This is a genomic window from Sphingobium sp. B8D3B (assembly GCF_025961875.1).
Classification (GTDB): Bacteria; Pseudomonadota; Alphaproteobacteria; order Sphingomonadales; family Sphingomonadaceae; genus Sphingobium.
On sequence record NZ_JAOQON010000001.1, the window covers coordinates 2,382,668 to 2,406,559 of the forward strand.

The following is a 23,892-nucleotide window of genomic DNA, read 5'->3' on the forward strand; positions in this document are numbered from 1 at the left end:
ATATCAGGATAAGGGTTGGGACGAGGCAATGAGCTCTGGCAGGCCAGCCGAATTAGCGGCGGATGAGGCGGTCGATCTGAAGGGGGCGACCAGCCGCCCGGATGTCACGCGTGCCTCATGGATCGCGCTCTCCATCCTGCTGCTCGTCTATCTGCTCAACAATCTCGATCGGTTCATCCTCTCGATCCTCGCCCAGCCGATCAAGGAAGAGTTGCGCCTCGCGGACTGGCAGCTTGGCCTGCTCACCGGCTTCGCCTTCAGTCTCCTGTATGTCGTCGTCGGATTTCCGATGGCGCGCCTGTCCGACCGGGGAAACCGGACGTTGATCCTGTCCCTCTGCGTGGCCTTCTGGTCGATCATGACCGCGCTGTGCGGGCTCGCGACAAGTTTCGTGCAGCTTTGCCTGTTCAGAGCCGGTGTCGGTGTCGGTGAAGCGGCTTGCCTGCCCGCTTCACACTCGTTGATCAGTGATCTCTTTCCGCCGGAGGCGCGAACGCGCGCGATGTCGATCTTCGGGCTGGGCCTGCCGCTGGGCGGGTTTGCCGGCGTCGTGATCGGTGGCTTCGTCATGGACCATTGGGGATGGCGCAGCGCGATGCTGATCGTGGGTCTGCCCGGCCTGCTGGTAGCCTTGCTGACCTGGATGGTTATCAAGGAGCCCGAGCGGGGCCGCTTTGAGCGGGCATCCGCGCGGACGTTGCCCAGCGCCGGATCCCTGATCGAAGTTGCGATGACCTTATGGAAATCGCCCATTGCCCGGAATGTGATCATTGCGCTGACGGCTGCGGGCCTGGTTGGCGCGCCCAATGTCACCTTCATGGGCCCCTATATGATCCGCCGCTTCGACCTGGGCTACACGGAACTGGGCGTGATCATCGCGCTGACCTTCATGCTCGGATCGGCCATATCGACGCTGGGAGGCGGGCTCATCGTCCATTGGGCATCCCGCTTTGACGACCGCTGGATCATGTGGGTGCCTGCCATCGGCGTTGCGCTCAGCGCACCATTATATGTCGCGGCTTATGCGCAAAGCAGCTGGCAGGGCCTCGCGGCCATCCTGTTTCTCGCATCCGTCGTCAACTCGACCTATCTCGCGCCTTCCTACGCCATGCTGCACAGTACGGTCGGGCCGAACGGCCGGGCGACCGCATCGGTCATCGCGAGCTTCTGCCTCAGTCTGATCGCGATGGGTTTTGGTCCGCTGCTCGCCGGCATGGGGATCGATTTGCTGGCGGCTCATCTCTTCGGTGCCGTTGGGCAAGGTGGTTTTTCGAGCGCGTGCCCCGGCGGTGCGGCCGCCGCCGGGAGCGCCCCGGAACTGGCCAGCGCATGCCGCTCCGCGACATCCCAGGCCACGCAATGGGTGATCATGGGATGCCTCGCAGCGATGGTATGGCCCGCCTGGCATTTCTTCCTTGCGGCGCGTCACATGACCATTCGGACCACCTCAAATGCACATCATTCGCGCGTCTGACTAACCGGCTTTGACAAAAGCGGGGGACGCTTGTCCGAGGTCATCGGATGACCGCGCCGCCGGACAGCGCGTTGTCCAAAGCGGGCATAGAGTGTCGGAAGAACGAACAGCGTCAGCAGCGTTGCGGATATCAGGCCGCCGATCACCACGGTAGCCAGCGGCTTCTGGACCTCGGCTCCGGAGCCGCTGGCAAACGCCATGGGCACAAAGCCCAGGCTTGCGACCAGCGCAGTCATGGCGACGGGCCGCAAGCGTTGAATCGCGCCTGTTCGTGCCGCCTCGGCGCGGCTCATGCCCTTGCCGATCAGATCCTGAATGGAACTGACCATGACCAGCCCGTTCAATACCGCAATCCCCGACAGGGCGATGAACCCCACCGCCGCCGAGATCGAGAAGTCCATCCCGCGCAGGAACAGCAGCAATACGCCGCCGACGAGCGCGAAGGGCACGCCGGTGAAAACGATCGCCGCGTCCCGAACATTGCCGAGCGCACCGTAGAGCAGCAACAGGATGATGACGAAGCAGCTCGGCACGACAAGTTTCAGCCGCTCGCTTGCCGAAGCGAGATTCTCGAACTGCCCGCCCCATTCGAGATAACTGCCCGCAGGCAAGCGCACCTCGTTCGCAATCGCGGCCTGAGCGTCTGCAACGACACTGCCCACATCGCGGCCGCGGACGTTGGCCTGGACAACGACGCGGCGTTTGCCGTTCTCGCGGCTGATCTGGTTTGGCCCGTCGACCACCGCAATCGTCGCGACGCTCGACAGCGGAACATAGGCGCCTCCAGCGACCGGCACCTGGATCTGGGCCAGTGCGCCGAGGTCGGCACGTTGGGCCTCGGAAAGGCGGATGACCACCGGGAAGCGTCGATCGCCCTCGAAGATCATACCTGAGGTCCGACCGCCGATCGTGGCGGTGATGGTGTCCTGCACGTCCTGCGCCGTCACGCCGAGCCGCGCCATCGCATCGCGATTGACGCGGATGTCGAGCATCGGCAGACCCGTTGTCTGCTCGACCTTCACGTCGGTCGCGCCTTCCGTCCTCCGCAGAACCGAAGCGATTTGCTCGGCCACCCGGTTCATCGATGCGAAATCGTCACCAAAAACCTTGACCGCGACATCGCCGCGGACGCCCGCAATCAGCTCATTGAAGCGCATCTGGATCGGCTGAGTGATCTCATAAGCGTTTCCGGGGATCTTCCCCAACTCGCCTTCTAGACGTTCGACCAGTGCCGCCTTGGTCAGGCGGGGATCGGGCCACTCGTCTCGCGGCTTGAGGATCACGAACATGTCCGTGGCATTGGGCGGCATCGGGTCGGATGCCAGTTCCGCCGTGCCTGTCTTGGAAAAGACGAACTTCACCTCCTTTTGACGCGACATCATCTGCTCGAGCGGCACCTGCATCGCCTGGCTTTGCTGGACCGATGTCGCAGGGATCCGCAGGGCCTGGATCAGGATGTCGCCTTCATCGAGCTGCGGCAGGAACACCTGCCCCAGCGAGAGGAATGCCGCCGCCGCGATCGCAAGGCTTCCAAGCGCCGCTCCGATGGTGAACGAAGGCATCTTCATCGCCCGATCGAGGCCCGGTTCGTACCGCGCCTTCAACCAGGAGATGATCCGGCCATCCTTTTCCTCAACCTTCTTGGAAAGCCAGATCGCGATCATCGCCGGCACGAAGGTCAACGACAGGATGAAGGCGAAGGCGAGCGCGATGATGACCGTGAGCGCCATCGGCACGAAGGTCTTGCCTTCCACCCCGGTGAGCGTGAGCAGCGGCACATAGACCAGAATGATGATCGCCTGGCCGTACACAGAGGGACGGATCATTTCGCGCGCCGCGCTCCCGACATTGCCGAGCCGTTCCTGCACTGTGAGCAGGCGGCCCTCATGATGCTGCTGTTCGGCGATACGCCTGAGCGCATTCTCAACGATGATGACGGCGCCATCAACGATAAGGCCAAAGTCGAGCGCGCCAAGGCTCATCAGATTGGCTGAGACGCCGACGCGCAGCATTCCGAAACCGGTCAGCACCATCGTGATCGGGATGACCAGCGCAGCGATCAGGGCCGCCCGGAAGTTGCCGAGCAGCAGGAACAGGACGACGATGACCAGAAGCGCGCCTTCGCTGAGATTCTTTGCGACCGTCTTGATCGTCGAGTTCACCAGTACCGTCCGATCCAGCACCGGCTGAATGACGACGTCGGGGGGCAGGGATGCGTTGATCTCCTGCAGCCTGTCGGCAACCGCGGTCGCGACGGTGCGGCTGTTTTCACCGATCCGCATGATCGCCGTGCCAACCACCACTTCGGTGCCGTTCTCCGAGGCTGATCCCATCCGAACCGCCTGTCCGGTCTGCACCGTGGCGACCTGATCAAGCGTGATCGGTACGCCCTCACGGGTCGCGATGACTGTTCGCGCCAGTTCCGCTTCGTTGCGGATCAGCGCGTCCGACATGACCGCGAGACCTTCGCCACCGCGATTGACGAACCCGCCCCCAACACTGGAGTTGTTGCGCTCGAGCGCAGTGCCGAGGTCGGTCAGGGTCAGCCCCATTGATGCCAATTTCTGGACATTGGGAACGACGAGATATTGTTTGGCGTAGCCGCCGATCGAATCGATCCCGGCGACGCCGGGCACATTCTTGAGGAGCGGCGTGACGATCCAGTCCTGCGTGGTGCGCAGATAGGTGGCCTTATCGGCCTCGCTCGTCAGCCGTTGCCCTTCGGGCGTGATGTAGCTGCCGTCTGGCTGCTGGCCAGGCTCGCCGGGTCGATGCTTGTCGTCCGCCCGATGGTCGAGCCGAACGGTCCACATATAGACCTCGCCAAGCCCCGTCGCGATCGGCCCCATTTCAGGGCTGACGCCGCTGGGCAGGCTCTCTTTCACGCTTTCAAGGCGTTCGCCGACCTGCTGGCGCGCGAAGTAGATGTCGGTTGCGTCGGTGAACACGGCCGTGACCTGGGCAAAGCCATTGCGGCTCAGTGAACGGGTGTACTCAAGACCGGGAATACCGGCGAGCGCCGTTTCGATCGGAAACGACACCTGCTTCTCGACCAGTTCAGGCGAGAGCGCGGGCGCACGAACGTTGATCTGCACCTGATTGTTGGTGATGTCCGGCACGGCGTCGATCGGCAGGCGGGACAAGGAATAGGCGCCGATGACGGCGGCAACGGCGGTGAGAGCGAGGACAAGCCATCGCTGCTCCACCGCCCATGTGACGATGCGGGCGATCATGGTTCAGTCCTCATGGCTTGCTTCGCTCTTGCCGAGTTCGGCCTTGAGCGTGAAACTTCCGGTGGTGGCGATCCGCTCACGGCCTGAAAGCCCGGAGCGGATCAGCACGGTGTCGCCGGCGGGATCGCCAAGCTGGACCGGCGTGACCCTGAAGCCTGTCGCCGTCCGCACGAACACGACCGTTTTCCCCTCGACCATTTGCACGGCCGTCAAGGGCACGCGCACAGAGGCGGGACCGTCGCCGCCGCCAGCCAGTTGCACCGACGCGGTAACCGCCTCGCCAACGCGCCAGACGCCGCCGCCATTGTCGAGCGATGCGATCGCCGGCACCAGTTTCGTCTGTGGATCGAGCGCTGGCGATACGAAGCTGATCTGCCCGATTGCCGACCGTCCTGCTGCGGTGACCGTCACGGGCGCACCGGGACGCACGCGGCCCGCATCCTCGGGCTCGAGGCTGAGCGAGAGCGAGACCTTCGACAGATTGGCGACCCGGAACAGCTCGGCGTCAGCCGCAACTGTTTGACCGAGCACCACCGGTCGCGCGATCACCTGGCCCGAGATGGGGGCAACGATGCCGAGGCGATTGAGCCCGCTCCCACCGCCACCAGTTGCCGAAACCTGGCTTTGCGCCTGAGTGAGTGCGATCCGCGCTTCGGTTGCCGCGGTTCGCGCCGCGATCAGGTCCTGCTCAGGTGAAACGCGCTGAGAGAACAGCCGTTGCTCGCGCGCGAGATTGGAATTGGCGAGGGCGAGCCGTGCCCGGGCCGCCTCGACCGCCCCCTTGAGCTGCGCCGCCTCGCGGCTCTCGATCACCGCAAGCGTCTGCCCGCGGGAAACGCTTTCGCCGAGATTGCGGTTAAGCGCGACGACACGACCGGCGATCGCCGCTGAGACGACCTGTGTCGCCTGCGGATCGCCATCGATCGTCGCGGGCAGTTCGATCGTGCCGGCGCCGCCGATCAGCGGAACGGCAACCTGCACGCCTGCCGCCGCGATCTGTTCGACCGAGAGCGTGATGACGCCTTCATCCGCATGACCGGTTTCCTTGGGTTGCTCGGGCGCGGACTCGTTTGTCAAAGTGCCGTCACCGCAGGCAGCCAATATGAGCGCGAGCGACAATGCGCCCGCAAGCTGGATTTTCTTCATGACTGGTTTCCCCCTTGAGGCGCGGGAGCGGTCAGCCGCTCCAGCCGCGCACGGGCATTGTGATAATTGGCGAGGGCATCGATCGCAGCGACGCGGGTGTCCGCGAGCGTGCGCTCGGCGTCGAGCAAGTCGAGCTGGCTGAACTTGCCCTCGCGATAGCCGATCCGTGCGATACGAGCCGCCTCCTGCGCGGCCGCAAGCGCCGGGCCGGCGGCCGCGCGTGCGGTCGTTTCAGCATTGGCTGCTTCAGCTTGCGCTTCGGCAATCGCCTGATCGACATCGAGTGCTGTCATGCGCCGCCGCGCCTCAGCCCTTGTGCGCTCGGCACTGGCCTGCGCCACTGCCGCCTGGCCGTTGTTGAACAGCGGGATCGCAATCGAGATGGCCAAAGCCGCGGCGGTGTCGTTGGTCGCTTCCAGACGCCGGAGCGCCGGCCCGATATTAAGATCGGGCACACGATTGGCGCGCGCCAGACGGATGCCGGCATCGGCGACGGCAAGATCGGCGTCGGCTGCCGCAAGCGTGAGCGTGCCGGACGCTGACGGCTCGATCATCGGGCCATAGGATGCTGTCGGAATTTGGTCCAGCAGCCCGATGTCCAGCGCACCATCAATCGAACCGCCAAGCCGTCGTGCGAGGTTCAGCCGGGCGACGTCCGCAAGCCGGGCCGCGCGTTCCAGGCTCGCCGCCGCGTTGATCCTGGCGAGATCCGCACGCTGTTCTTCAAGCGGTGAAGCACGGCCGGCTTGCACCCGCACCTTTGCCGCCTGCAGGGCATCGTTCGCGATCCTGAGCTGGTCATGGGCGGTTGCGAGCCGTCTTTCCGCCGCGATTGCCTCGACATAGAGCGACGTAACCTGAAGGCGGACATCGGCCGCGACGACCGCTGCTTCCAGTTCCGCACGCGAAAGTTGCGCTGTGGCGACAGCCATACGCGCACTGCGCTTGCCGCCGAGTTCGATGGGCAATGTCACGCCCATCGTCGTCTCCGCGCTCCGGAGCCCCCTATATAGTCCGGTGCCGACGACATTCTCGACCTGCGCCTGTGCCACCGGGTTGGGACGCAGGCCCGCAACCATGCGGTTGGCGCGCGCGGCTTCGATAGCGGCTTTGGCAGCGTCGGTTGACGGTGCTGCGCCGCCCGCTGCGGCTATGGTCTGTTCAAGCGTGAGGATCGACGCCGCAGCATCGGCCGATACGCGCCCCTGTTGCGCCTGCGCCGCCGAGGCACAGGACGCTGCGGCGAGCATCGCCGCGAGCAATTTCTTCATGAGTGATTCTTCCTGACAGCTGATCGTCAGGCCGGCATGCGCCGGCCGGCGAAACCGTCAGGCTTGGGGCGGCCTTGGCAAGACGCCGCCGCGGCCATCCGGCAGCGGCGCGCGCAAATGGCGCTGCTCGGGATCGTTCGTCACCAGGCTCGCCTGTGACCCGATGATCGTTGCAGGCGTTCCAACATGATGTCCGTGACAGGGATTGTGATGATGCGGCAGTCCATTGTCGCTGTCCGCAGGCACCTCGTCGCCATCACCCGGTGCGTGGACCGTAAGTTCGGCGCCAAGCACGCTCCCGCCCACCGCTTCAGCAGCGTGCGCCATGCCCGCGAAGCCGGAAAGCACCAGCATCAAACAGGCGAGCAAAGGGAGAAGCTTGCGCATCATCTGCCCCTTATCACTCCGCCGCCACGACGTAACCGCTTATTTGAAATGAGCTCCTTATCCGTAAGGATGACTTGCGTGCCGCCGGAGGTGGCGAGAGCGATACCCCCGTTATCGAGATGGGCAGCAGGCATAACGTGCTCGCCGACGTGAGCAGCGGCGGAGGTTTTCGCATCACGCGCCAGGCTTTACGCGGTCACCCTCGCGCAAGCTTGCGGGACCGGCTTGGAAAGCGTGTAAGTGACGCCTACGACAGCTCATGCGCGCAGTGGGCGTTGCGGCGAATCCAGGATGGAATGTTAGGGGCGGACATGGTGAAGCATATTTTCTGGATCATCCTCGCGATCATCGGCGCCGTCTGTCTCGGCATTGTCGCCACGGCACGCGGCGAGGCGGTCAACGCGCTGTGGATCGTCATCGCCGCGGTCAGCATCTTCCTCGTCGCCTATCGTTATTATGCGCTCTACATCGCCCGGCACGTCATGCGGCTCGATCCTGCTCGCGCTACGCCGGCCCAGTATCGGGGCGACGGGCTGGATTATGTCCCCACGGATCGCCGCGTCCTCTTTGGTCATCATTTCGCGGCCATTGCCGGTGCCGGCCCGCTGGTCGGCCCGGTGCTCGCGGCGCAGATGGGCTATCTGCCCGGCACGCTGTGGATCATCTTCGGCGTCGTGCTGGCCGGCGCGGTGCAGGATTTCATGGTGCTGTTCATCTCGATGCGGCGCGACGGCAAATCGCTCGGTGAACTGGTTCGCATGGAGATGGGGCCGGTCGCCGGCACGATCGCGCTCGCCGGCGCCTTTCTGATCATGGTCATCATCCTCGCGGTGCTCGCCCTCATCGTCGTGCGCGCGCTGGCGGAGAGCCCCTGGGGCATGTTCACCGTCGCGGCCACGATCCCCCTCGCCCTCTTGATGGGCATCTACACACGCTGGATCCGCCCCGGCCGCATTGGCGAGGTTTCGCTGCTCGGCTTCGTGGGGCTGATGCTCGCCATCATGTACGGGCAATCGGTCGCCGCTTCCCCCGTCTGGGGGCCGATCTTCACCTTCACGCCTACGCAGCTCTGCTGGATCCTCATCGGCTATGGCGCCGTCGCCTCCATCCTGCCGGTGTGGCTGCTGCTGGCGCCGCGCGATTATCTGTCGACCTTTCTCAAGATCGGCGCGATCGCCGCGCTGGCGATCGGCATAGTCGTTATGGCCCCGCCGCTGCGGATGCCGGCGCTGACCCAGTTCGTCGGCGGGGGCGGTCCGGTCTGGTCGGGTGGCCTCTTCCCCTTCCTGTTCATCACCATCGCCTGCGGCGCCGTCTCAGGCTTCCATGCGCTCATCTCCAGCGGCACGACGCCCAAGCTCATCGCGGCCGAAACCGATGCGCGCTTTATCGGCTATGGCGCGATGCTGATGGAAGCGTTCGTGGCGATCATGGCGCTGGTGGGCGCCTCGATCCTCGATCCGGGCATCTATTTCGCGATGAACAGTCCGGCCGCGATCACCGGCGGCGATCCCGTGAGCGCAGCGGCCGCGGTCACCGCCATGGGCTTTCCGGTCTCAGCCGACACATTGGCCCAGACCGCCCGCGACGTCGGTGAGCACAGCATCGTGTCGCGAACCGGTGGCGCGCCGACCCTCGCCGTCGCCATGGCCGAGATTTTCAGCCATGTCGTCGGGGGGCCGGCGATGAAGGCGTTCTGGTATCATTTCGCCATCCTGTTCGAGGCGCTGTTCATCCTGACGGCCGTCGATGCCGGGACGCGCGCCGGCCGCTTCATGCTGCAGGATCTGATAGGCCTCGCCGTTCCCTCATTCCGCGCGGGCAACGCCCTGCTGCCGGGGGTGATCGCGACCGGGCTGTGCGTGGCCAGCTGGGGCTTCTTCCTCTATCAAGGCGTCACCGATCCGCTGGGCGGCGTGAACACGCTCTGGCCGGTGTTTGGCATCTCCAACCAGATGCTCGCGGCCGTCGCGCTGATGCTTTCTACCGTGGTCCTGTTCCGCATGAAGCAGCACCGGTTCGCCTGGGTGACCGTGGTGCCCACCCTCTGGCTGCTGGTCTGCACGCTGAGCGCCGGCGCGCTCAAGCTCCTGTCGAGCGATCCGGCCGTCGGCTTCCTCGCGCATGCCCGGCGCTTTTCGGACGCCGCCGCGCGGGGCGAAGTTCTGGCCCCGGCAAAATCCATGGCGGAGATGAATGCTATCATCTTCAATGATCGGATCGATGCCGGCCTTTGCGCGCTGTTTGTCGCCGTGGTGCTCTCGCTGCTCTTCTTCACCATCCGGACCTGTCTGGCGAGCCTGCGCAATCCCGAGCCGACGGCGCATGAAGCCCCGGCCCAGATGGTCCCTGCGGAATGAGCGGCCTGTGGCACCGGCTGCGCGCCACCGCGCGCCTGATGGTCGGGCAACCGCCTTATGAGGCCTATCTGGCCCATATGGCGCGTCACCATCCGCAGGCCAAACCGATGACGCGGACCGAGTTTTTCCGTAACCGTGAGCAGGCGCGCTATGGGGGCGCTGGCGGAGGCAAGTGCTGCTAGGTTATTCGGCGCCTATCTCGGAACCAAAACCTGCATCCCGCATCTGCTTTTCGTCGCGCTCGGCCTTTCGCTGGCCATCCTCAATATAATCGCGCTCGCGACCTTGTGGCTTATCGGTGTTCGGGACGACCGAGGGGTTGGACGGCTCGGGTCTGCCGTCCGGCATGGACCGATCCCGTTCCGGCTTTTGTCGAGGGTTGTGTTCTTCCATGTGTCTTCTCCGTTTCTGCTTTGGAAACGGAGGCCGCAGGAGCCAGTTCCGCGCGCGCGTTCAACGGTGTGGCTTTCTCCATCGCTCTTGCCGTGACTGGCTGCGATCACGCCCGCCACCTTCGTCAGTCGGCTCGACAACTGTAATTTACTACTCTGTAAACCCATTTCGCCATACCAGTTCGATGGACCGCTCCCACACGCCACCTCCCGCTTTCAGCGAGGTTGACCGACTGTCTGCTCTCCGCAAACTGGAGATTCTCGATACCCCGCCCGAGCGCGACTTTGACGAGATTACCCGGCTGGCTGCCGCCGCGCTGGGTGTTGCGAGCTCCGCGATCAGCCTCATCGACGAAGAGAGGCAATGGTTCAAATCGCGGCACGGTATCCCATTTTCTGAAACACCCCGGAACATCGCTTTCTGCACTCACGCCGTCGCTTCGCGCGGCCTCCTCGTGGTTCCCGATGCTACGCAGGATGATCGGTTCAGCTCTAACCCGCTCGTAACGCAGGAGAGCGGAATACGCTTTTATGCCGGCATCCCCCTGATCGTGAATTCGGGGCACTGTCTCGGCACTTTATGTGTGTTCGATCCCACCGCTCGTGATGGGCTGACCGCGCCGCAGGAAGCTGTGCTCCGGGATTTAGCCAAGCTTGCGACCGACCTGATCGAGTCCCGACGCTTCCGGAACATGGGAGAGATCGCCGCGAGGGTGGTTGACGCGACTTCGGACGCGGTGCTCGCGGCCGATCGCCACGGAACGATTGTCTACTGGAATCCGGCCGCCGAACGCATGTTTGGTCATGCGCGCGACGAGGCTCTCGGCAGGAATGTCGAGATCATTATCCCGCAGCGCCTTGCAGAAGGTCATCGGGACATTTTCGCGAGGGCCGCCGCGGGCGGTGCCACCAGAATTGTCGGAACGTTCGTTGAGCTCGTAGGCGGGCGGGCAGATGGCAGCGAGTTCCCGGTAGAACTGTCCTTAGCCCGATGGGGCGCAGGACCGCCGGAGGGCGGCTTCGCAGCAATCATTCGAGACATCAGCGCGCGCAAGGTTTTGGAACGGGAGCGCGAGCAGACCCAGGCGTTTCTGGATACAGTCGTGACGAACCTGCCTGCGATGCTGTTCGTGAAGGACACGCAAACGCGCCAATATCTGATGATCAATCGCGCCGGTGAGGTTGCTATCGGTCGTCCCGCCCGCGATATCATCGGACAAACCGACAAGGATCTTTTTCCCGATTATGGGGAAGATTACGAGCGACGCGACAATGAGTCGATCGCGTCGCCTTCGGCCACGATCTTCGAAAGCGAGTTTGTCCGCGAAGATGGCGAGTCTGTCCATTTGCGGACGACCCGCACCCTGATCGACGGTCCGGACCGGCCGGGGCAATATCTCCTTGGTATATCTGAAGACGTGACCGCAACGCGACTGGCGGAGGCGGAAGTTCTCCGCCTGGCACATTATGACGCCCTCACCGGACTGCTCAATCGGGCGAGCTTCACCGACAAACTTCACCGTCTCGTCCGGGCAGGCGAGCCTTTTGCGATGCTCAGCATCGATCTTGACCGGTTCAAGGCGGTCAACGACCAGTTCGGGCACCCGGTAGGCGACGTGGTTCTCTCACAGGTCGGTGACAGGCTCCGGAGCGCGGTTCCCGCCCAAGGGTGGGTGGCGCGTATCGGCGGAGACGAATTCATCGCCGTCCTTACCGGCACGCGATTGCGCGAACGTGCTGACGACGTCGCTTCGGCTGTTCTGATGAGTATCTGCAAGCCGTTCCTGACCGATCGTGTGGTCGCACATGTCGGCGCCTCCATCGGCATTGTGCTCATGCCTGAAGATGGTCTGACAACCGAGCAGCTTCGGGAGAATGTCGATCTGGCGCTTTACCGCGCGAAGCAGATGGGAAGGGGCAAAGCCTGCTTCTTCAATGCCGAGATGGACGCCGCAGCGCAGGATCGCCGGAAGCTGGAGACCGAATTACGCGAAGCCATTGAGAAAGACAGGATCGAACTCGCCTATCAACCCGTCCTCTCCGCAAACTCCGGCCAGATCACCAGTGCCGAAGCGCTGGCACGCTGGACACATCCCGAGCGCGGGCCGATCCGCCCTGACATCTTCATATCCCTCGCGGAGGAATGTGGGTTGATCGATCGCTTGGGCGAACAACTGCTGCGCCGCGCTTGTCGTGACGCGCAAGACTGGCCCGAACATGTGCGTGTCGCCATCAACCTTTCCCCCATGCAGTTTATTTCGGGGCGGCTTGTCGAAACAGTGCGGCGCGCCATGGATGATTCCGGCATTCGTGCCGACCGCGTCCAGCTCGAAGTCACAGAAGGCCTCGTCATCCGGGACGTTGAACGAACCTTCAAGCAGTTGGAGGATCTGCGCGCACTCGGTATTCAAATCCTGATCGACGATTTTGGAGTGGGATACTCTTCCCTCAGCTACTTTCAGCGCTTCACATTCGACAAGGTCAAGATCGATAAATCATTCGTGGATGAGATCGCCACGTCCCGCGCGGCAAAGGCAATCGTGCAGGCGGTGGTTGGCCTTGGCCGTGCGCTGGACATGGGCATCGTGGCCGAGGGCATCGAGACTGAAGAACAAGTGCGTCTCCTGATTGAAAGCGGCTGTACGCACCTGCAGGGCTATTTATTGAGCAAGCCGGTCGGTGCGCGCACATTGCGCCAGATGCTGACGCACAGTCCCGATTTCGAGACCAAAGCTTTCAGAATGGCGTAACTTCTCTCTCCAATCGCGGTCGGCTTCCGTGCGGGCCACCTATTGTGGCGAGAGTTCTTACGCCCGCCGCTCGATCCAGCTCGGACTGGCGCTTGCCTTGTGAGATGGTTGGCGTCGGCCAGGCGAAGTGCGGCCATATCGACGCACTGCTGGCCCAGCCGCAGTCGCAATAGGTGCTATCCGCGCAGGATCTTTTCCATCCCCCTGCCCTTTGCGAGTTCGTCGATCAGTTTATCGAGATAGCGGATTTCGCGCATGGTGCCCTCCTCGATCGTCTCGACGCGCACGCCGCAGACTACGCCGGTGATCAGGGAACGCGCGGGATTCATGCAGGGGGCGCTTGCAAAGAAGTCCTCGAATGAGGTGCCGGCGGCCAGCACGCTATCGAGGGACTCTTGGCTGTGCCCCGTCAGCCAGCGCAAGATCTCGTCCACCTCTTCCTTTGTGCGCCCTTTCTTGGCTGCCTTGGCGACATAGAGAGGATAGACGCTTGCGACACTGACTGAATAGATACGATGCCCTGCCATCGGCCGCTCCATCACATGATCGTCCTCGAAGCATGAATAGAGGACCGGCGATAAGCAAGTGCTCTGCCGGAATGACCGTTCCGTGGCAGAGAGGTGGTTGCGTCTCAACACCGTTCAAGCATCGCAAATTTTCGGTTCCTGACGTTGGGGGGCCTGCGATGTCCACACCGCGGCCACGACGGCGATCAGGCCGATGACTGCGGCGCCGGCCCCTGCCAGGGCGACAGCGCGATAGCCAAGTCCCGCAGCGATCACACCGCCACCGATGGCGGCGCCGATCGCGTTGCCGAGGTTGAAGGCGCCGATATTGACGGCGGATGCCAGATTGGGCGCATCCGCTGCGGCAGCCATCACCCGCACCTGAAGCGGCGGGACGAGCGCGAAACTTGCAACACCCCAGAGAAAGATCAGGATCGCGGTTGGCGCGGCGAAGGGCATCAGGACCGCGAACGCAACCAGCACCAGCGCCAGCCCGGCGAGCGTCACCATCAATGTGCGATCGACCGAGCGATCCGCGAAGATGCCGCCCAGCCAGTTGCCCACCGTGAGTCCGACGCCATAGGTCACCAGCATCGCCGTCACGAAGCCGAGCGACGCATGCGTTTCTGCACGGAGGATGGGCGCGATATAGGTGAATACGGTGAACATGGCGCTCGATCCGATCACGGTCAGCGCCAAGGCGGCGAGCACCGGGCCGCGCTTCAGCACCCGCAGCTCGGCAATGGCGTTGCCGCCTTGGGGCGCCGGCAAGATCGGCAGGGTCAGCCGCAGCGCGGCGATGGTGGCAACGCCCAGTCCGGCGATCCCCCAGAACGACATCCGCCAACCCAAATGCTCGCCCGCCCAGGTCGCGAGCGGGACGCCGACGACATTGGCGATGGTCAGCCCCATGAACATCGCCGCGACTGCGCCAGCCTTGCGCTCGGGCGGCACCAGGCTCGCGGCCACGATCGCCCCGACGCCGAAGAACGCGCCGTGGTTGAGCGAGGTGACGAGCCGCGCCGCCAGCAGCATCCCGTATCCGGTCGAGATCGCAGCCAACAGGTTGCCGAGCGTGAAGATGCCGGCGAGCGCAATGAGCAGCGTGCGGCGCGGTACCCGGCCGGTGGTCAGGGTCATCAATGGCGCGCCCAGCATCACGCCGAACGCATAGGCGCTGATGAGCAGGCCGGCGGTCGGGATCGACACGCCAAGATCGCCGGCGATGACCGGGAGCAGACCCATGGGTGCAAACTCGGTCACACCGATGCCGAACGCGCCGATCGCCAGTGCGATGATGCCGGGATTCAGTTTCAAAGGGTTCACTCCCTTCAGACCATGGGGGGATTGAGCAGGGCAAAGCCGTCCTGCTGGCGGTAGGGCGTATGCGGATAGGGCGGCATGACGGTGCTGGCCGCATCCAGCGCGGCAATCTGTTCGGGCGTCAGAGCCCAGCCGACCGCGCCCAGATTTTCACGCAACTGGGCCTCATTCCGGGCACCGATGATGACGGAGGAGACGGTCGGTCGGCCCAGCAGCCAGTTGATCGCGACCTGCGGCACGGATCTGCCGGTTTCGGCTGCAACCGCCTCCAGCGCGTCGATCACGCGATAGAGATGGTCCTCCGCAACCGGCGGCGCGAATTGCTCTGTCTCATTCAGGCGACTGCCCGGGGGGATCGGTCGGCCGCGCCCGATCTTCCCGGTCAGCCGTCCCCAGCCGAGCGGGCTCCACACCAGCGCGCCGATGCCCTGGTCGGCGGCGAGCGGCATCAGATCCCACTCATAGGCGCGCCCGATCAGCGAATAATAGACCTGATGGGCGACAAGGCGCGGCCAGCTATGGCGGTCCGCCGCGGCCTGCGCCTTCATCACCTGCCAGCCAGGATAGTTGGAGACACCGGCATAGCGCAGCTTGCCCGCCGTAATCAGCATATCGAGCGTGCCCATGACCTCTTCCGCCGGGGTGGACGCATCGAGCGCATGGAGTTGCAGCAAGTCGATATAATCCGTGTCCAGGCGCCGCAACGCATCCTCCACCGCGCGGATCAGCCTTGCCCGTGAAGCGCCCCAATCCTGCGGCCCTTCGCCCATCGGCAGGCCGGTCTTGGTGGAGATCATCACGGCATCGCGCCGCCCCTTGATTGCGGACCCCAGCACCTCTTCCGACGCGCCGTTCGAATAGACGTCGGCGGTGTCGAACAGGGTCACGCCCGCATCGAGACAGATATCGACCAGCCGCCGCGCTTCGGCAGCGTCGCTCTGTCCCCAGGCGCCGAACAACGGCCCCTTGCCGCCGAACGTCCCGGCGCCGAAGCTCAAAGCTGGCACGCGCAAACCCGAGCGCCCTAGTTGCCGATAATCCATGCTCGATCCTTCGATTGCGATTTCCACTCATAAATGGACCGCAGCGCCCCCCTGTTGTAGTGCGCATTCGAGCCAAGGATCTTTGCTATGGACGCAAAAGTTATTGAGAGTGGCGATCGCGCGCGCGCCATGGAGATATTCGTCGCGGCGATCGATCGGGGCAGTTTTTCCGCCGCCGGCCGCGCGGTGGGTTTGACACCCTCGGCGGTGAGCCGCGCGGTCGACAGGATCGAAGCGCGACTGGGCGTCAGGCTCCTGCTCCGCTCGACCCGGGCGCTGACCCCGACGGCGGAAGGCCTCGCCTATCTCCAGGCCGCACGGCGCATCCTTGCCGATCTCGACGATAGCGAGCAGCAGATCGCCGATCAGGGCCTGCCGCGCGGACGCCTGCGGATCAGCGCAGCGCTGTCGCACGGGCGGTTGTGCGTGGTGCCGCTGCTCGGCCGCTTCGCGCAGGCTTATCCCCATATTCTGGTCGACATCGCGCTGACCGATGCGCTGGTCGATGTCGCAGCGGGGCAGGCCGATGTCGCGATCCGCTTCGGTCCGCTCGCCGACAGCGCCCTGACCGCGCGCAGACTCGGCGAAAGCCGCCGCGTCATTATCGCCTCACCTGACTATCTTGCGCGTGCCGGGACCCCGCGCGTGCCGGAGGATTTGCATGGCCACAATTGCCTGAACTTCAACTTTCGCCGCAGCGAGCCAGTCTGGCCCTTCATGCGCGACGGGGAGGCGTTCTCCCTGGCGATGAAGGGGAGCATTGAAGCGAATAATGGCGAAACGCTCGGTCAACTCGCTGCGCAGGGCGTCGGCATCGCACGTGTTGGCGCCTTCAGCGTCGCGCAGGAGATCTCCAACGGCACGCTCGTGCCGCTGCTGGAAGACTACAACCCCGGTGACGTCGAGCAGATCAATGCGGTGTTCGTCGGCGGCGCCAATCTTCCGGCCCGCGTGCGCGTCTTTGTCGACTTTCTGATCGAGCACATGCGGTAGGTTGCGCCTGTCGCCGTCGTGGACGAGACGACCGTTGTGCTCGCGCTCATGGCCCGGGGAAGCTGGTCGCCGATGACGCCCATGACGCGGGACAGCGCTGCGGATCAGGTGCTCACTCCTCCCTTGCGCGGGCCGCGCCGCAAGAGATAGGCAGCGCCATGACCCAATCTCAGCTGGCCGATATTCTTATTGCACGACTGGTCCGTGACCATGGCGGCACTCGCCAACGCTGGCGCAAGGTCGTCGGTCCGATCCGAATTTACGATCTCCGGACCCATCCCCATTGCAACTGGATGGTCGATGCGACCGGTTCGACCTCCGATATCGCAAAGGTCGAGAGCCTGCTCGATGAACTGCGCCAGAACCACCCCATCCTCACGGCTGACCGTTGACGCTGGGTTAGCGCCGAGGGCCTAGACGCCCGGCGCGATCAGCACCTTGCACTGCTCGCCGCGCTGTTTGAGGGCCTCGAAGACCGTGGGCGTATCGGCGAGCGCAATGGTGCTGGTGACCATCAGCCGGGGCGCGATGGCGCCCTGCTCCAGCGCGGCAAGGGCGGCCTCATATTCCTGCACGGTGAAGAAGGCTGAGGTAACGAGGCGCACTTCCTTGCCGAGCATGGCGAAGGAATTGAACGTGTCCGGCTTGGTGCACAGGCCCAGCAACAGGATCGTGCCGCGCGGGCGCACCTGGTCCACGGCTTGCGCGATCAGGCCGGACACGCCGACGCATTCAAAGACGATGTCGGCCATGCCACCCAGACCCTGCACGGCACTTTCGACGGGGTTCTGCGGGTCCACCACGAACACGTCCGCGCCCATATCGTGCGCGCGCTGCTGCTGCGAGGGGGAGATATCCTGCACGGCCACCTTGGCGGCCCCGAGCCGCTTGGCCCAGAAGGCCACCGCAAGCCCGATCGGCCCTGCGCCCAACACCAGCACTTTGTCACCGGTTTTCAGGCCCGAGAGGTTCACGCCGTGCAGGGCTACGGCCAGCGGCTCGATAATGGCGCCATCCGCCAGAGTCAGCCCTGCCGGAAGCGGCACGCACTGGTTTGGGCGGGTGACCGCATAATCGGCATAACCGCCACCCTGCAGCCCGAATGACGCGCACCACTGCACTTCGCCTTTGCGACAATGCTCGCAGTCGCCGCAGCTTTTGAGCGGGATGACCGAGACGAGCTCGCCCACTTTGCACCCTTGCGTGTTCCGACCCAGCGCCACCACTTCGCCGGCGAACTCATGGCCCAGCACATCGCCATGCTTGCATCCATAAGCGGCATCCTGCGTCATATGCAGATCACTGCCGCAAATGCCGCAGCGCCCGACCTTGACCACCAGTTCACCCTCGCCCGGCGTCGGATCAGGAACATCCTCGAACGCCAGCGGCGTGTGGAGCGCCTGGAAGATAACGGCTTTCACAAATATGCCCTTTCGTCTCTCGCCGAGGCCCGTGCCCGAGGGGGACATCTCTATCTTATCCGCCTCAATGCTGACACGGCCTAACCGACTGCTCGCATCCAATAAAATGCCAAGCCCGGAACGGACAGCGCTCGATCACATTGTTCTTGAAGATTTCGGGAGGATATATGCCATGGCGAGCACGTCGCAGGACGGGAATGGTGGCTCACCGCATTGGACGACATTCCTCAAGGAGTTCGCCAAGGCACCTCTTTCAGTCGGCTCGCCCATTGCCACCTCGGCGGGTACCATCAAGCGCCAGCTAGCAGGGGTCGACTGGGCCAAAACGCGCCTGTTCGTCGAATATGGCCCCGGCACAGGTGAGTTTACCCGCTATATTCTTGCGCACCTCCCACGCGACGCTCAGCTGATCGCGATCGAAAGCGAGGACGGGCTTGCCGACCATCTTCGCCAAACCGTCGATGATCCTCGTCTGACCGTCCATACAGGATCGGCTCTCCAAGCTCGGGCCATCCTTGGGGACGACGTGGTCGCGCGGGTAGACTATATTCTCTCTGGCCTCCCCTTCTCCGCGTTGGAGAAGTCCGACAGGGCGAGGATCGTGGAAGATGCAGCGCGCCTTCTCAACGATGACGGTGAGTTCCTCGCTTATCAGGTGCGTCGGACGATCGAACCCTCACTCCGCAAAGTCTTCACACGAGTGAAACGGCGCCGGCGCTGGCTCAACGTGCCGCCTTATCAACTCTATTGGTGTCGAGAGCCGAAGCGATCTCGCCCTTCGAACCGGGTGGATTGATCCGGCGTCGCTCCCCATCACAATTGCTCGATCGCGGCGTTAGGCGCTCCGGTCTGTGTATGCGATGGGCTAAGGCGGCAGCGTCTACCTCGCTGAGGCCCCCTGCCCTGTCGCCCCGCAGCGGGCCATCAGATACTCCATGATCGCGCTTGCGCGGGACGCCCCTATTCAGCAGCGATCGCGTCGATATCATGGGCCGGCTTTGCCGTCCTCAGTTGCATCATGTGCCGCCGGTAGGTCGCGAGCGCCTGGCCGACCACCTGATCCATATTATAATAGCGGTAGGTGGCGAGCCGTCCGACGAACAGGACATCGGGTGTGCCCAAAGCGAGCGCTTCATAGCGCTTGAACAGAGCGGCATTTTCCGGGCGCGGGATCGGGTAATAGGGGTCACCCTCGGCGCTGGGATATTCGTAGGTGATGCTCGTGCGGGCCGCACTCTGGCCGGTCAGATGCTTATACTCGGTGATGCGCGTGTAGGGCACGGCTTCGGACGGATAATTGATGACGGCGACCGGCTGCAGCCATTCGGTGGCGCGGGTCTCGTGCCGAAACTCAAGCGACCGATAGGGCAGCTTGCCGTAGCGATAGCCGAAATATTCATCGATCGGCCCGGTAAAGACCAGCCGGTCATATCGCACGCGGGCCGCGACCTCCTCGAAGGTGACGCCAAGCTCTACGTCGATCAGTGGATGGTCGAGCATGGCCGCGAACATCGCCGTATAGCCCTCGGCCGGCATCGCCTGGAAGCTGTCGGTGAAATAACGATCATCCGTATTTGTCCGCGTAGGCACGCGGGCTGTAACCGATTTGTCGAGTTCGGACGGGTCCATGCCCCATTGCTTGCGGGTATAGCCTTGGAAGAACGTCTCATAGAGATGGCGCCCCACCTTGGAGATGACCACGTCGGCCGATGTGCGGATCGTCTCTACCGGCTCCGCCTGGCTCTCAAGAAAGGCCTCCGCCTCTGCCTCGTCCGCCAATGCCAGCCCGTAGAGGCTGTTCAATGTGTCGCGGTTGATCGGCATCGGCACCTGCAGCCCATCAACGTCCGCCAGGACGCGATGCTCGTAAGGGTGCCAGCGCGTGAAGCGTGAGAGATAGTCGACGATGTCCTGACTGTTCGTATGGAAAATATGGGGACCGTAGCGATGGACCAGAATGCCGGCCTCGTCATAATGGTCATAGGCATTGCCGGCGATATGGTCGCGCCGATCGATGACGAGGACGCGCTTGCCGCCGTCCGTCGCGAGGCGCTCCGCCATCACCGCACCCGCAAAACCTGCGCCGACGACCAGATAGTCGTAATGGCGGGTGGGGAGCGGCGTCATCACCTCCTCGATGAGCGCCGACATGGCGTCGACCACCTTGTCCCACGAGAGGTCGGCGAGACATGCGTCTGCGCTCGCCCTCCACGGGGCATCGGCCGGTGCACGGGCGCGAGAGAGCGCCCGCTCGCACGCAGCCACGAATGCCTCGGGATTGCCGGCGATCTCGACCGCGTCGAGCATGCCATAATGGCGCGCCACATCGATGATCGGGGTGGAGACCACCGGCAGGCCCGCTGCAAGATATTCCGGCGTCTTGGTGGGAGAAATGAACTGCGTGGACGGATTGATGGCAAAGGGCATCAACGCGACGTCCCAGCCCCGCGCATAGTGCGGGAGCACGCCATAGGCTTTGCTTCCCAGATAGGCGATGTTGGGCCGCTGCGGCAGATCGGCGGGATCGATCTTGACCACGGGCCCCACGAGCACCAGCGACCAATCGGGATGCGCATCGGCGACGGCGGCGAGCAGGGCGAGGTCCATCCGCTCGTCAATGACGCCGTAGAAACCGAGCCGCGGGCGCGCGAGTTCGGCCTGGTCGGAAGGATCCTCCCCCGGCAGACGCGCCGCGGCAAAATGCGCGGCGTCGACGCTGGAGGGGAAGGCATGGACGGCAGGGTGGCGCGCGCGCTTCGCCTCGTAGAGACTGTAGCCGCCAGTGAAAACGAGATCGGCTCTCTCGAATAGCTCGGCTTCCAGTTCCGCCAGTTGCGGGGGCGCAAACCGGAAATTCGCCAGCTCGTCCATACAGTCATAGATGGTGCAGGCCGCCTGGAGATGCCGCGAGAAGGGCAGCATCATCGGCGTATAGTACCATGTCACCAGCGGCTCGGCATGATCGCCCAGATGGGCGTCGAGCAGGTGCCGCAGGGCGACCTGGCTTTCCGCGTCCGTCAGGCCTTCCGGGAGGTGCGGTGTCGCGACCGTGATGTGCGGGGCGGGCGTCCTCAGCTCCAGCCAGGCATCAGCGGTCTCGCCGCTGACGAGCGGTTCCTCCCAGAAGGTGACCGGCTGACGATATGCGAAACGCGACATAAGATGTTGCGGGCGCTGGAACACGAAGTCCCAGCGCAGATGCGAGAAGCACATCAGCGTCATTATTTGTGGCTTTCGAGGCTAGAGCGGAATGAACCTGTATGGGCAACAATGCGCGCACAGCGTCCTTGCTCCCGCTTATTTACCACGATTGATCGATATCAATACGATAGTGCCAGCACGACTTTGATTGGAGGCGAACGGGGGGCCGGGTTGGTATATGCTCGGTGCACGGCCATCGCCGTATGAGGTTCCCTTGGACGCCGTATCGACCCAGCTTGCCCCTCTCGCCCTGTGGGGCGGGTGCGAATGCACGATCAATCGCGTCGGGGATGATTATCTCGATCAGTCGGCGCGGAGCGGGCACAGTGATCGACCCGAAGATCTGGATCGCTTGGCCGGACTGGGCGTGACGGCGCTGCGTTACCCCTTGCTTTGGGAGAGCTTTGCCCAAAGCGACCAGCGCGCGGCGCTTTGGGCGTGGCACGCCGACCGGCTGGGGCGCCTGCGCGCGCTTGGCATCCGCCCGATCCTCGGCCTGATCCATCACGGAAGCGGTCCCGCCCCCACCCACTTGCTGGACCCGGCATTTGCGGCGGGTCTTGCCGATCACGCGCGGGAGGCGGCCGAGCGGTTCCCCTGGGTCCAGGATTGGACGCCGGTCAACGAGCCACTCACTACCGCGCGCTTTTCCGCCCTTTATGGCCATTGGTATCCCCATCTTCGCGACGAGACGGCTTTCTGGACCGCGCTCCTCAACCAGATCGATGCCATTCGGGGGGCCATGGACGCGATCCGCACGATCATTCCCGCGGCGCGCCTCGTTCAAACGGAGGATCTGGGGCATACCGACGCGACACCGCAGCGGGCCGCTCAGGCAGGCTTCGACAATCATCGCCGCTGGGCGACCTGGGATTTGCTGACCGGCCGCCTGATAGCGGGGCACGCGCTTTGGGATCATCTCGGGGGCCTGGGACTGTCGGATCGTCTGCGCGACATCGCCGCCGCGCCATGCCCGCCGGCCATCATCGGCCTCAATCATTATCTCACCAGCGACCGCTTCCTCGACCACCAACTGGAGCGCCATCCCCCGGCCAGCCATGGCGCTTGTGCCCTCGGGCCGGTTGCCGATGTCGAAGCCGTCAGAGCCATAGCTCACCCGCCGGGCCTTGAAGGCGCCGTTCGCGCTGCCTGGGAGCGCTATGAGGTGCCCATCGTGCTCACCGAGATGCACAATGGCTGCACGCGCGAGGAGCAGATGCGCTGGCTCGATGAGGCCTGGACAACGGCCACGGCGCTCCGCGAGGACGGCATCTGCATCGAGGCAGTGACAGTCTGGAGCCTGTTCGGCGCGTTCGACTGGGACAGCCTGCTCACCCAAAAGGCCGGCCATTATGAGAGCGGCGTGTTCGACGTGCGGGGCCCCGAACCGCGAGAGACCGCTTTGGCGCCGATGATGCGCGCACTGGCAGGAGGCGCAAGGCCGGCTCATCCCGTCCTGCATGGACAGGGATGGTGGCGTCGACCCGGGCGCCTTGCCGGGGATATGACAGAGCCACGCACGATCGATATACCGCCGGCTCCAGAAGAGCGCCCGCTCTTGATCCTCGGGGCGACCGGCACCTTGGGCCAGGCCTTTGCGGGGGCCTGTTCGCTCCGTGATATCAATCATCGGCTGGTCGGACGAGACGTCATCGACCTGCACGATGCCGCCACGATTGCCGACGCGCTGGATCGGCTGCGGCCTTGGGCGGTCATCAACTGCGCGGGCTGGGTGCGGGTCGATGAAGCAGAGGGCAGCGCCGACGCCTGCCTTGCGACCAATTTCACAGGCTGCGTTGCCCTTGCAGCCGCCTGCGCGCAACGCGACATCCATTATAGCTGCTTCTCCAGCGACCTCGTCTTCGATGGCCATGGCCGGCGCGCTTATGTGGAAAGCGATGCACCAGCGCCCCTCAACGTCTACGGAGAGAGCAAGGCACGCGCTGAGGCGGGTGTTCTAGCGGCTGGCGGGCGCGCGCTGGTCATCAGGACCGCATCCTTCTTCTCACCCTATGATCCGCATAATTTCGCCATGCATCTGGTGGCGGCGCTGCGGACCGAACGCGTATTTCACGCCGTGGGGGACTGCATCACCTCGCCCACTTATGTGCCCGATCTCGTCCGCGCCACGCTCGACCTTGTGATCGATGACGAGTGCGGCATCTGGCACCTCACCAGCGACGGCGCTTTCTCCTGGGCGCAGTTTGCGCATGCCGTGGGCGAAAGGATGAACCTGCCAACCGATCTGATCGAAACGGTCTCCATCGACGCGATGAACTGGCCGGCGCGGCGACCCCGCCATGCGCCGATGAGCAGCGAGCGCGGCCTCATCATGCCCAGCCTGGCTTCGGCAATCGACCGCTTTGCCCTGCAGCTTGGCTGAGCCCGGGTT

Annotated in this window: 18 protein-coding genes; 8 read left to right on the top strand and 10 right to left on the bottom strand. The window is 64.1% G+C overall.

The genetic code is table 11. The features are described 5' to 3' along the window. Positions 1–28: 28 nt before the first annotated feature. Entirely contained in the window at positions 29–1,474 is a 1,446-nt protein-coding gene (locus M2343_RS11095) for a spinster family MFS transporter (RefSeq protein ID WP_264576695.1), read from the top strand. On the opposite strand, the gene M2343_RS11100 is transcribed toward M2343_RS11095, so the two are convergent. The 4 genes from M2343_RS11100 to M2343_RS11115 are packed head-to-tail and all read right to left on the bottom strand — an operon-like array spanning position 1,459 to position 7,511. Beyond that, positions 1,459–4,707 (bottom strand): efflux RND transporter permease subunit, encoded by a 3,249-nt coding sequence (locus M2343_RS11100; protein ID WP_264576696.1) that lies wholly within the window; start codon positions 4,705–4,707, stop codon positions 1,459–1,461. The genes M2343_RS11095 and M2343_RS11100 overlap by 16 nt on opposite strands. 3 nt (positions 4,708–4,710) lie before the next feature. Continuing rightward, positions 4,711–5,853, bottom strand: a complete 1,143-nt coding sequence (locus tag M2343_RS11105; RefSeq protein ID WP_264576697.1) for an efflux RND transporter periplasmic adaptor subunit — start codon at positions 5,851–5,853, stop codon at positions 4,711–4,713. Beyond that, positions 5,850–7,124 (bottom strand): TolC family protein, encoded by a 1,275-nt coding sequence (locus tag M2343_RS11110; protein WP_264576698.1) that lies wholly within the window; start codon positions 7,122–7,124, stop codon positions 5,850–5,852. Before M2343_RS11110 ends, M2343_RS11105 begins: the two co-directional genes overlap by 4 nt. A gap of 57 nt (positions 7,125–7,181) precedes the next feature. After that, the gene (locus M2343_RS11115) at positions 7,182–7,511 is read right to left on the bottom strand and encodes a hypothetical protein (RefSeq protein ID WP_264603887.1); all 330 of its coding nucleotides are present in this window, start codon (positions 7,509–7,511) and stop codon (positions 7,182–7,184) included. A gap of 311 nt (positions 7,512–7,822) precedes the next feature. Between M2343_RS11115 and M2343_RS11120 the strand changes: the two genes are divergently transcribed. Both M2343_RS11120 and M2343_RS11125 read left to right on the top strand, forming a co-directional pair. Continuing rightward, a complete protein-coding gene (locus M2343_RS11120) occupies positions 7,823–9,871 on the top strand; it encodes a carbon starvation CstA family protein (protein WP_264576700.1) in 2,049 nt (682 codons plus the stop codon). Next, positions 9,868–10,053, top strand: coding sequence for a YbdD/YjiX family protein (locus tag M2343_RS11125; protein WP_264571337.1), 186 nt, complete (start codon positions 9,868–9,870; stop codon positions 10,051–10,053). Before M2343_RS11120 ends, M2343_RS11125 begins: the two co-directional genes overlap by 4 nt. Before the next feature lies 1 nt (position 10,054). Here the strand turns inward: M2343_RS11125 and M2343_RS11130 are convergent, their stop codons facing one another. Then, positions 10,055–10,264: a hypothetical protein gene (locus M2343_RS11130; RefSeq protein ID WP_264571338.1), complete on the bottom strand. Its 210-nt coding sequence runs from the start codon at positions 10,262–10,264 to the stop codon at positions 10,055–10,057. 184 nt (positions 10,265–10,448) lie between these two features. On the opposite strand from M2343_RS11130, the gene M2343_RS11135 reads away from it, so the two are divergent. After that, positions 10,449–13,013, top strand: a complete 2,565-nt coding sequence (locus M2343_RS11135; protein ID WP_264576701.1) for an EAL domain-containing protein — start codon at positions 10,449–10,451, stop codon at positions 13,011–13,013. A 176-nt stretch (positions 13,014–13,189) separates the two neighbouring features. Here the strand turns inward: M2343_RS11135 and M2343_RS11140 are convergent, their stop codons facing one another. From M2343_RS11140 to M2343_RS11150, 3 genes are all read right to left on the bottom strand, one after another. Beyond that, positions 13,190–13,540, bottom strand: a complete 351-nt coding sequence (locus tag M2343_RS11140) for a DUF2200 domain-containing protein (protein WP_264576702.1) — start codon at positions 13,538–13,540, stop codon at positions 13,190–13,192. Positions 13,541–13,654: 114 nt separating this feature from the next. Then, on the bottom strand, positions 13,655–14,836 hold the full coding sequence (locus tag M2343_RS11145; RefSeq protein ID WP_264576703.1) for an MFS transporter: 1,182 nt from the start codon (positions 14,834–14,836) through the stop codon (positions 13,655–13,657). A 14-nt stretch (positions 14,837–14,850) separates the two neighbouring features. Further along, positions 14,851–15,885: an aldo/keto reductase gene (locus M2343_RS11150; RefSeq protein WP_264576704.1), complete on the bottom strand. Its 1,035-nt coding sequence runs from the start codon at positions 15,883–15,885 to the stop codon at positions 14,851–14,853. 87 nt (positions 15,886–15,972) lie between these two features. On the opposite strand from M2343_RS11150, the gene M2343_RS11155 reads away from it, so the two are divergent. Next, positions 15,973–16,878, top strand: a complete 906-nt coding sequence (locus M2343_RS11155) for a LysR family transcriptional regulator (RefSeq protein WP_264576705.1) — start codon at positions 15,973–15,975, stop codon at positions 16,876–16,878. Positions 16,879–17,036: 158 nt separating this feature from the next. Next, positions 17,037–17,270, top strand: coding sequence for a hypothetical protein (locus tag M2343_RS11160; protein ID WP_181560687.1), 234 nt, complete (start codon positions 17,037–17,039; stop codon positions 17,268–17,270). Between the two features lie 21 nt (positions 17,271–17,291). Here M2343_RS11160 and M2343_RS11165 read toward each other — a convergent pair whose 3' ends face one another. Continuing rightward, entirely contained in the window at positions 17,292–18,299 is a 1,008-nt protein-coding gene (locus M2343_RS11165) for an alcohol dehydrogenase catalytic domain-containing protein (RefSeq protein ID WP_264576706.1), read from the bottom strand. 172 nt (positions 18,300–18,471) lie between these two features. On the opposite strand from M2343_RS11165, the gene M2343_RS11170 reads away from it, so the two are divergent. Beyond that, positions 18,472–19,095, top strand: coding sequence for a class I SAM-dependent methyltransferase (locus tag M2343_RS11170; protein WP_264576707.1), 624 nt, complete (start codon positions 18,472–18,474; stop codon positions 19,093–19,095). A 164-nt stretch (positions 19,096–19,259) separates the two neighbouring features. On the opposite strand, the gene glf is transcribed toward M2343_RS11170, so the two are convergent. Beyond that, a complete protein-coding gene (gene glf, locus M2343_RS11175) occupies positions 19,260–21,521 on the bottom strand; it encodes a UDP-galactopyranose mutase (protein ID WP_264603888.1) in 2,262 nt (753 codons plus the stop codon). A gap of 193 nt (positions 21,522–21,714) precedes the next feature. Here glf and M2343_RS11180 point away from each other — a divergent pair, with 193 nt between their 5' ends. Next, positions 21,715–23,883 (top strand): sugar nucleotide-binding protein, encoded by a 2,169-nt coding sequence (locus M2343_RS11180; RefSeq protein WP_264576709.1) that lies wholly within the window; start codon positions 21,715–21,717, stop codon positions 23,881–23,883. Positions 23,884–23,892 lie beyond the last annotated feature (9 nt).

Bases quoted from the DNA above. Each gene is read 5' to 3' on its own strand.
- M2343_RS11095 (WP_264576695.1), top strand. From the start codon at position 29: ATGAGCTCTGGCAGGCCAGCCGAATTAGCGGCGGATGAGGCGGTCGAT.
- M2343_RS11100 (WP_264576696.1), bottom strand. From the start codon at position 4,707: ATGATCGCCCGCATCGTCACATGGGCGGTGGAGCAGCGATGGCTTGTC.
- M2343_RS11105 (WP_264576697.1), bottom strand. From the start codon at position 5,853: ATGAAGAAAATCCAGCTTGCGGGCGCATTGTCGCTCGCGCTCATATTG.
- M2343_RS11110 (WP_264576698.1), bottom strand. From the start codon at position 7,124: ATGAAGAAATTGCTCGCGGCGATGCTCGCCGCAGCGTCCTGTGCCTCG.
- M2343_RS11115 (WP_264603887.1), bottom strand. From the start codon at position 7,511: ATGCGCAAGCTTCTCCCTTTGCTCGCCTGTTTGATGCTGGTGCTTTCC.
- M2343_RS11120 (WP_264576700.1), top strand. From the start codon at position 7,823: ATGGTGAAGCATATTTTCTGGATCATCCTCGCGATCATCGGCGCCGTC.
- M2343_RS11125 (WP_264571337.1), top strand. From the start codon at position 9,868: ATGAGCGGCCTGTGGCACCGGCTGCGCGCCACCGCGCGCCTGATGGTC.
- M2343_RS11130 (WP_264571338.1), bottom strand. From the start codon at position 10,264: ATGGAAGAACACAACCCTCGACAAAAGCCGGAACGGGATCGGTCCATG.
- M2343_RS11135 (WP_264576701.1), top strand. From the start codon at position 10,449: ATGGACCGCTCCCACACGCCACCTCCCGCTTTCAGCGAGGTTGACCGA.
- M2343_RS11140 (WP_264576702.1), bottom strand. From the start codon at position 13,540: ATGGCAGGGCATCGTATCTATTCAGTCAGTGTCGCAAGCGTCTATCCT.
- M2343_RS11150 (WP_264576704.1), bottom strand. From the start codon at position 15,885: ATGGATTATCGGCAACTAGGGCGCTCGGGTTTGCGCGTGCCAGCTTTG.
- M2343_RS11155 (WP_264576705.1), top strand. From the start codon at position 15,973: ATGGACGCAAAAGTTATTGAGAGTGGCGATCGCGCGCGCGCCATGGAG.
- M2343_RS11160 (WP_181560687.1), top strand. From the start codon at position 17,037: ATGACCCAATCTCAGCTGGCCGATATTCTTATTGCACGACTGGTCCGT.
- M2343_RS11170 (WP_264576707.1), top strand. From the start codon at position 18,472: ATGGCGAGCACGTCGCAGGACGGGAATGGTGGCTCACCGCATTGGACG.
- glf (WP_264603888.1), bottom strand. From the start codon at position 21,521: ATGACGCTGATGTGCTTCTCGCATCTGCGCTGGGACTTCGTGTTCCAG.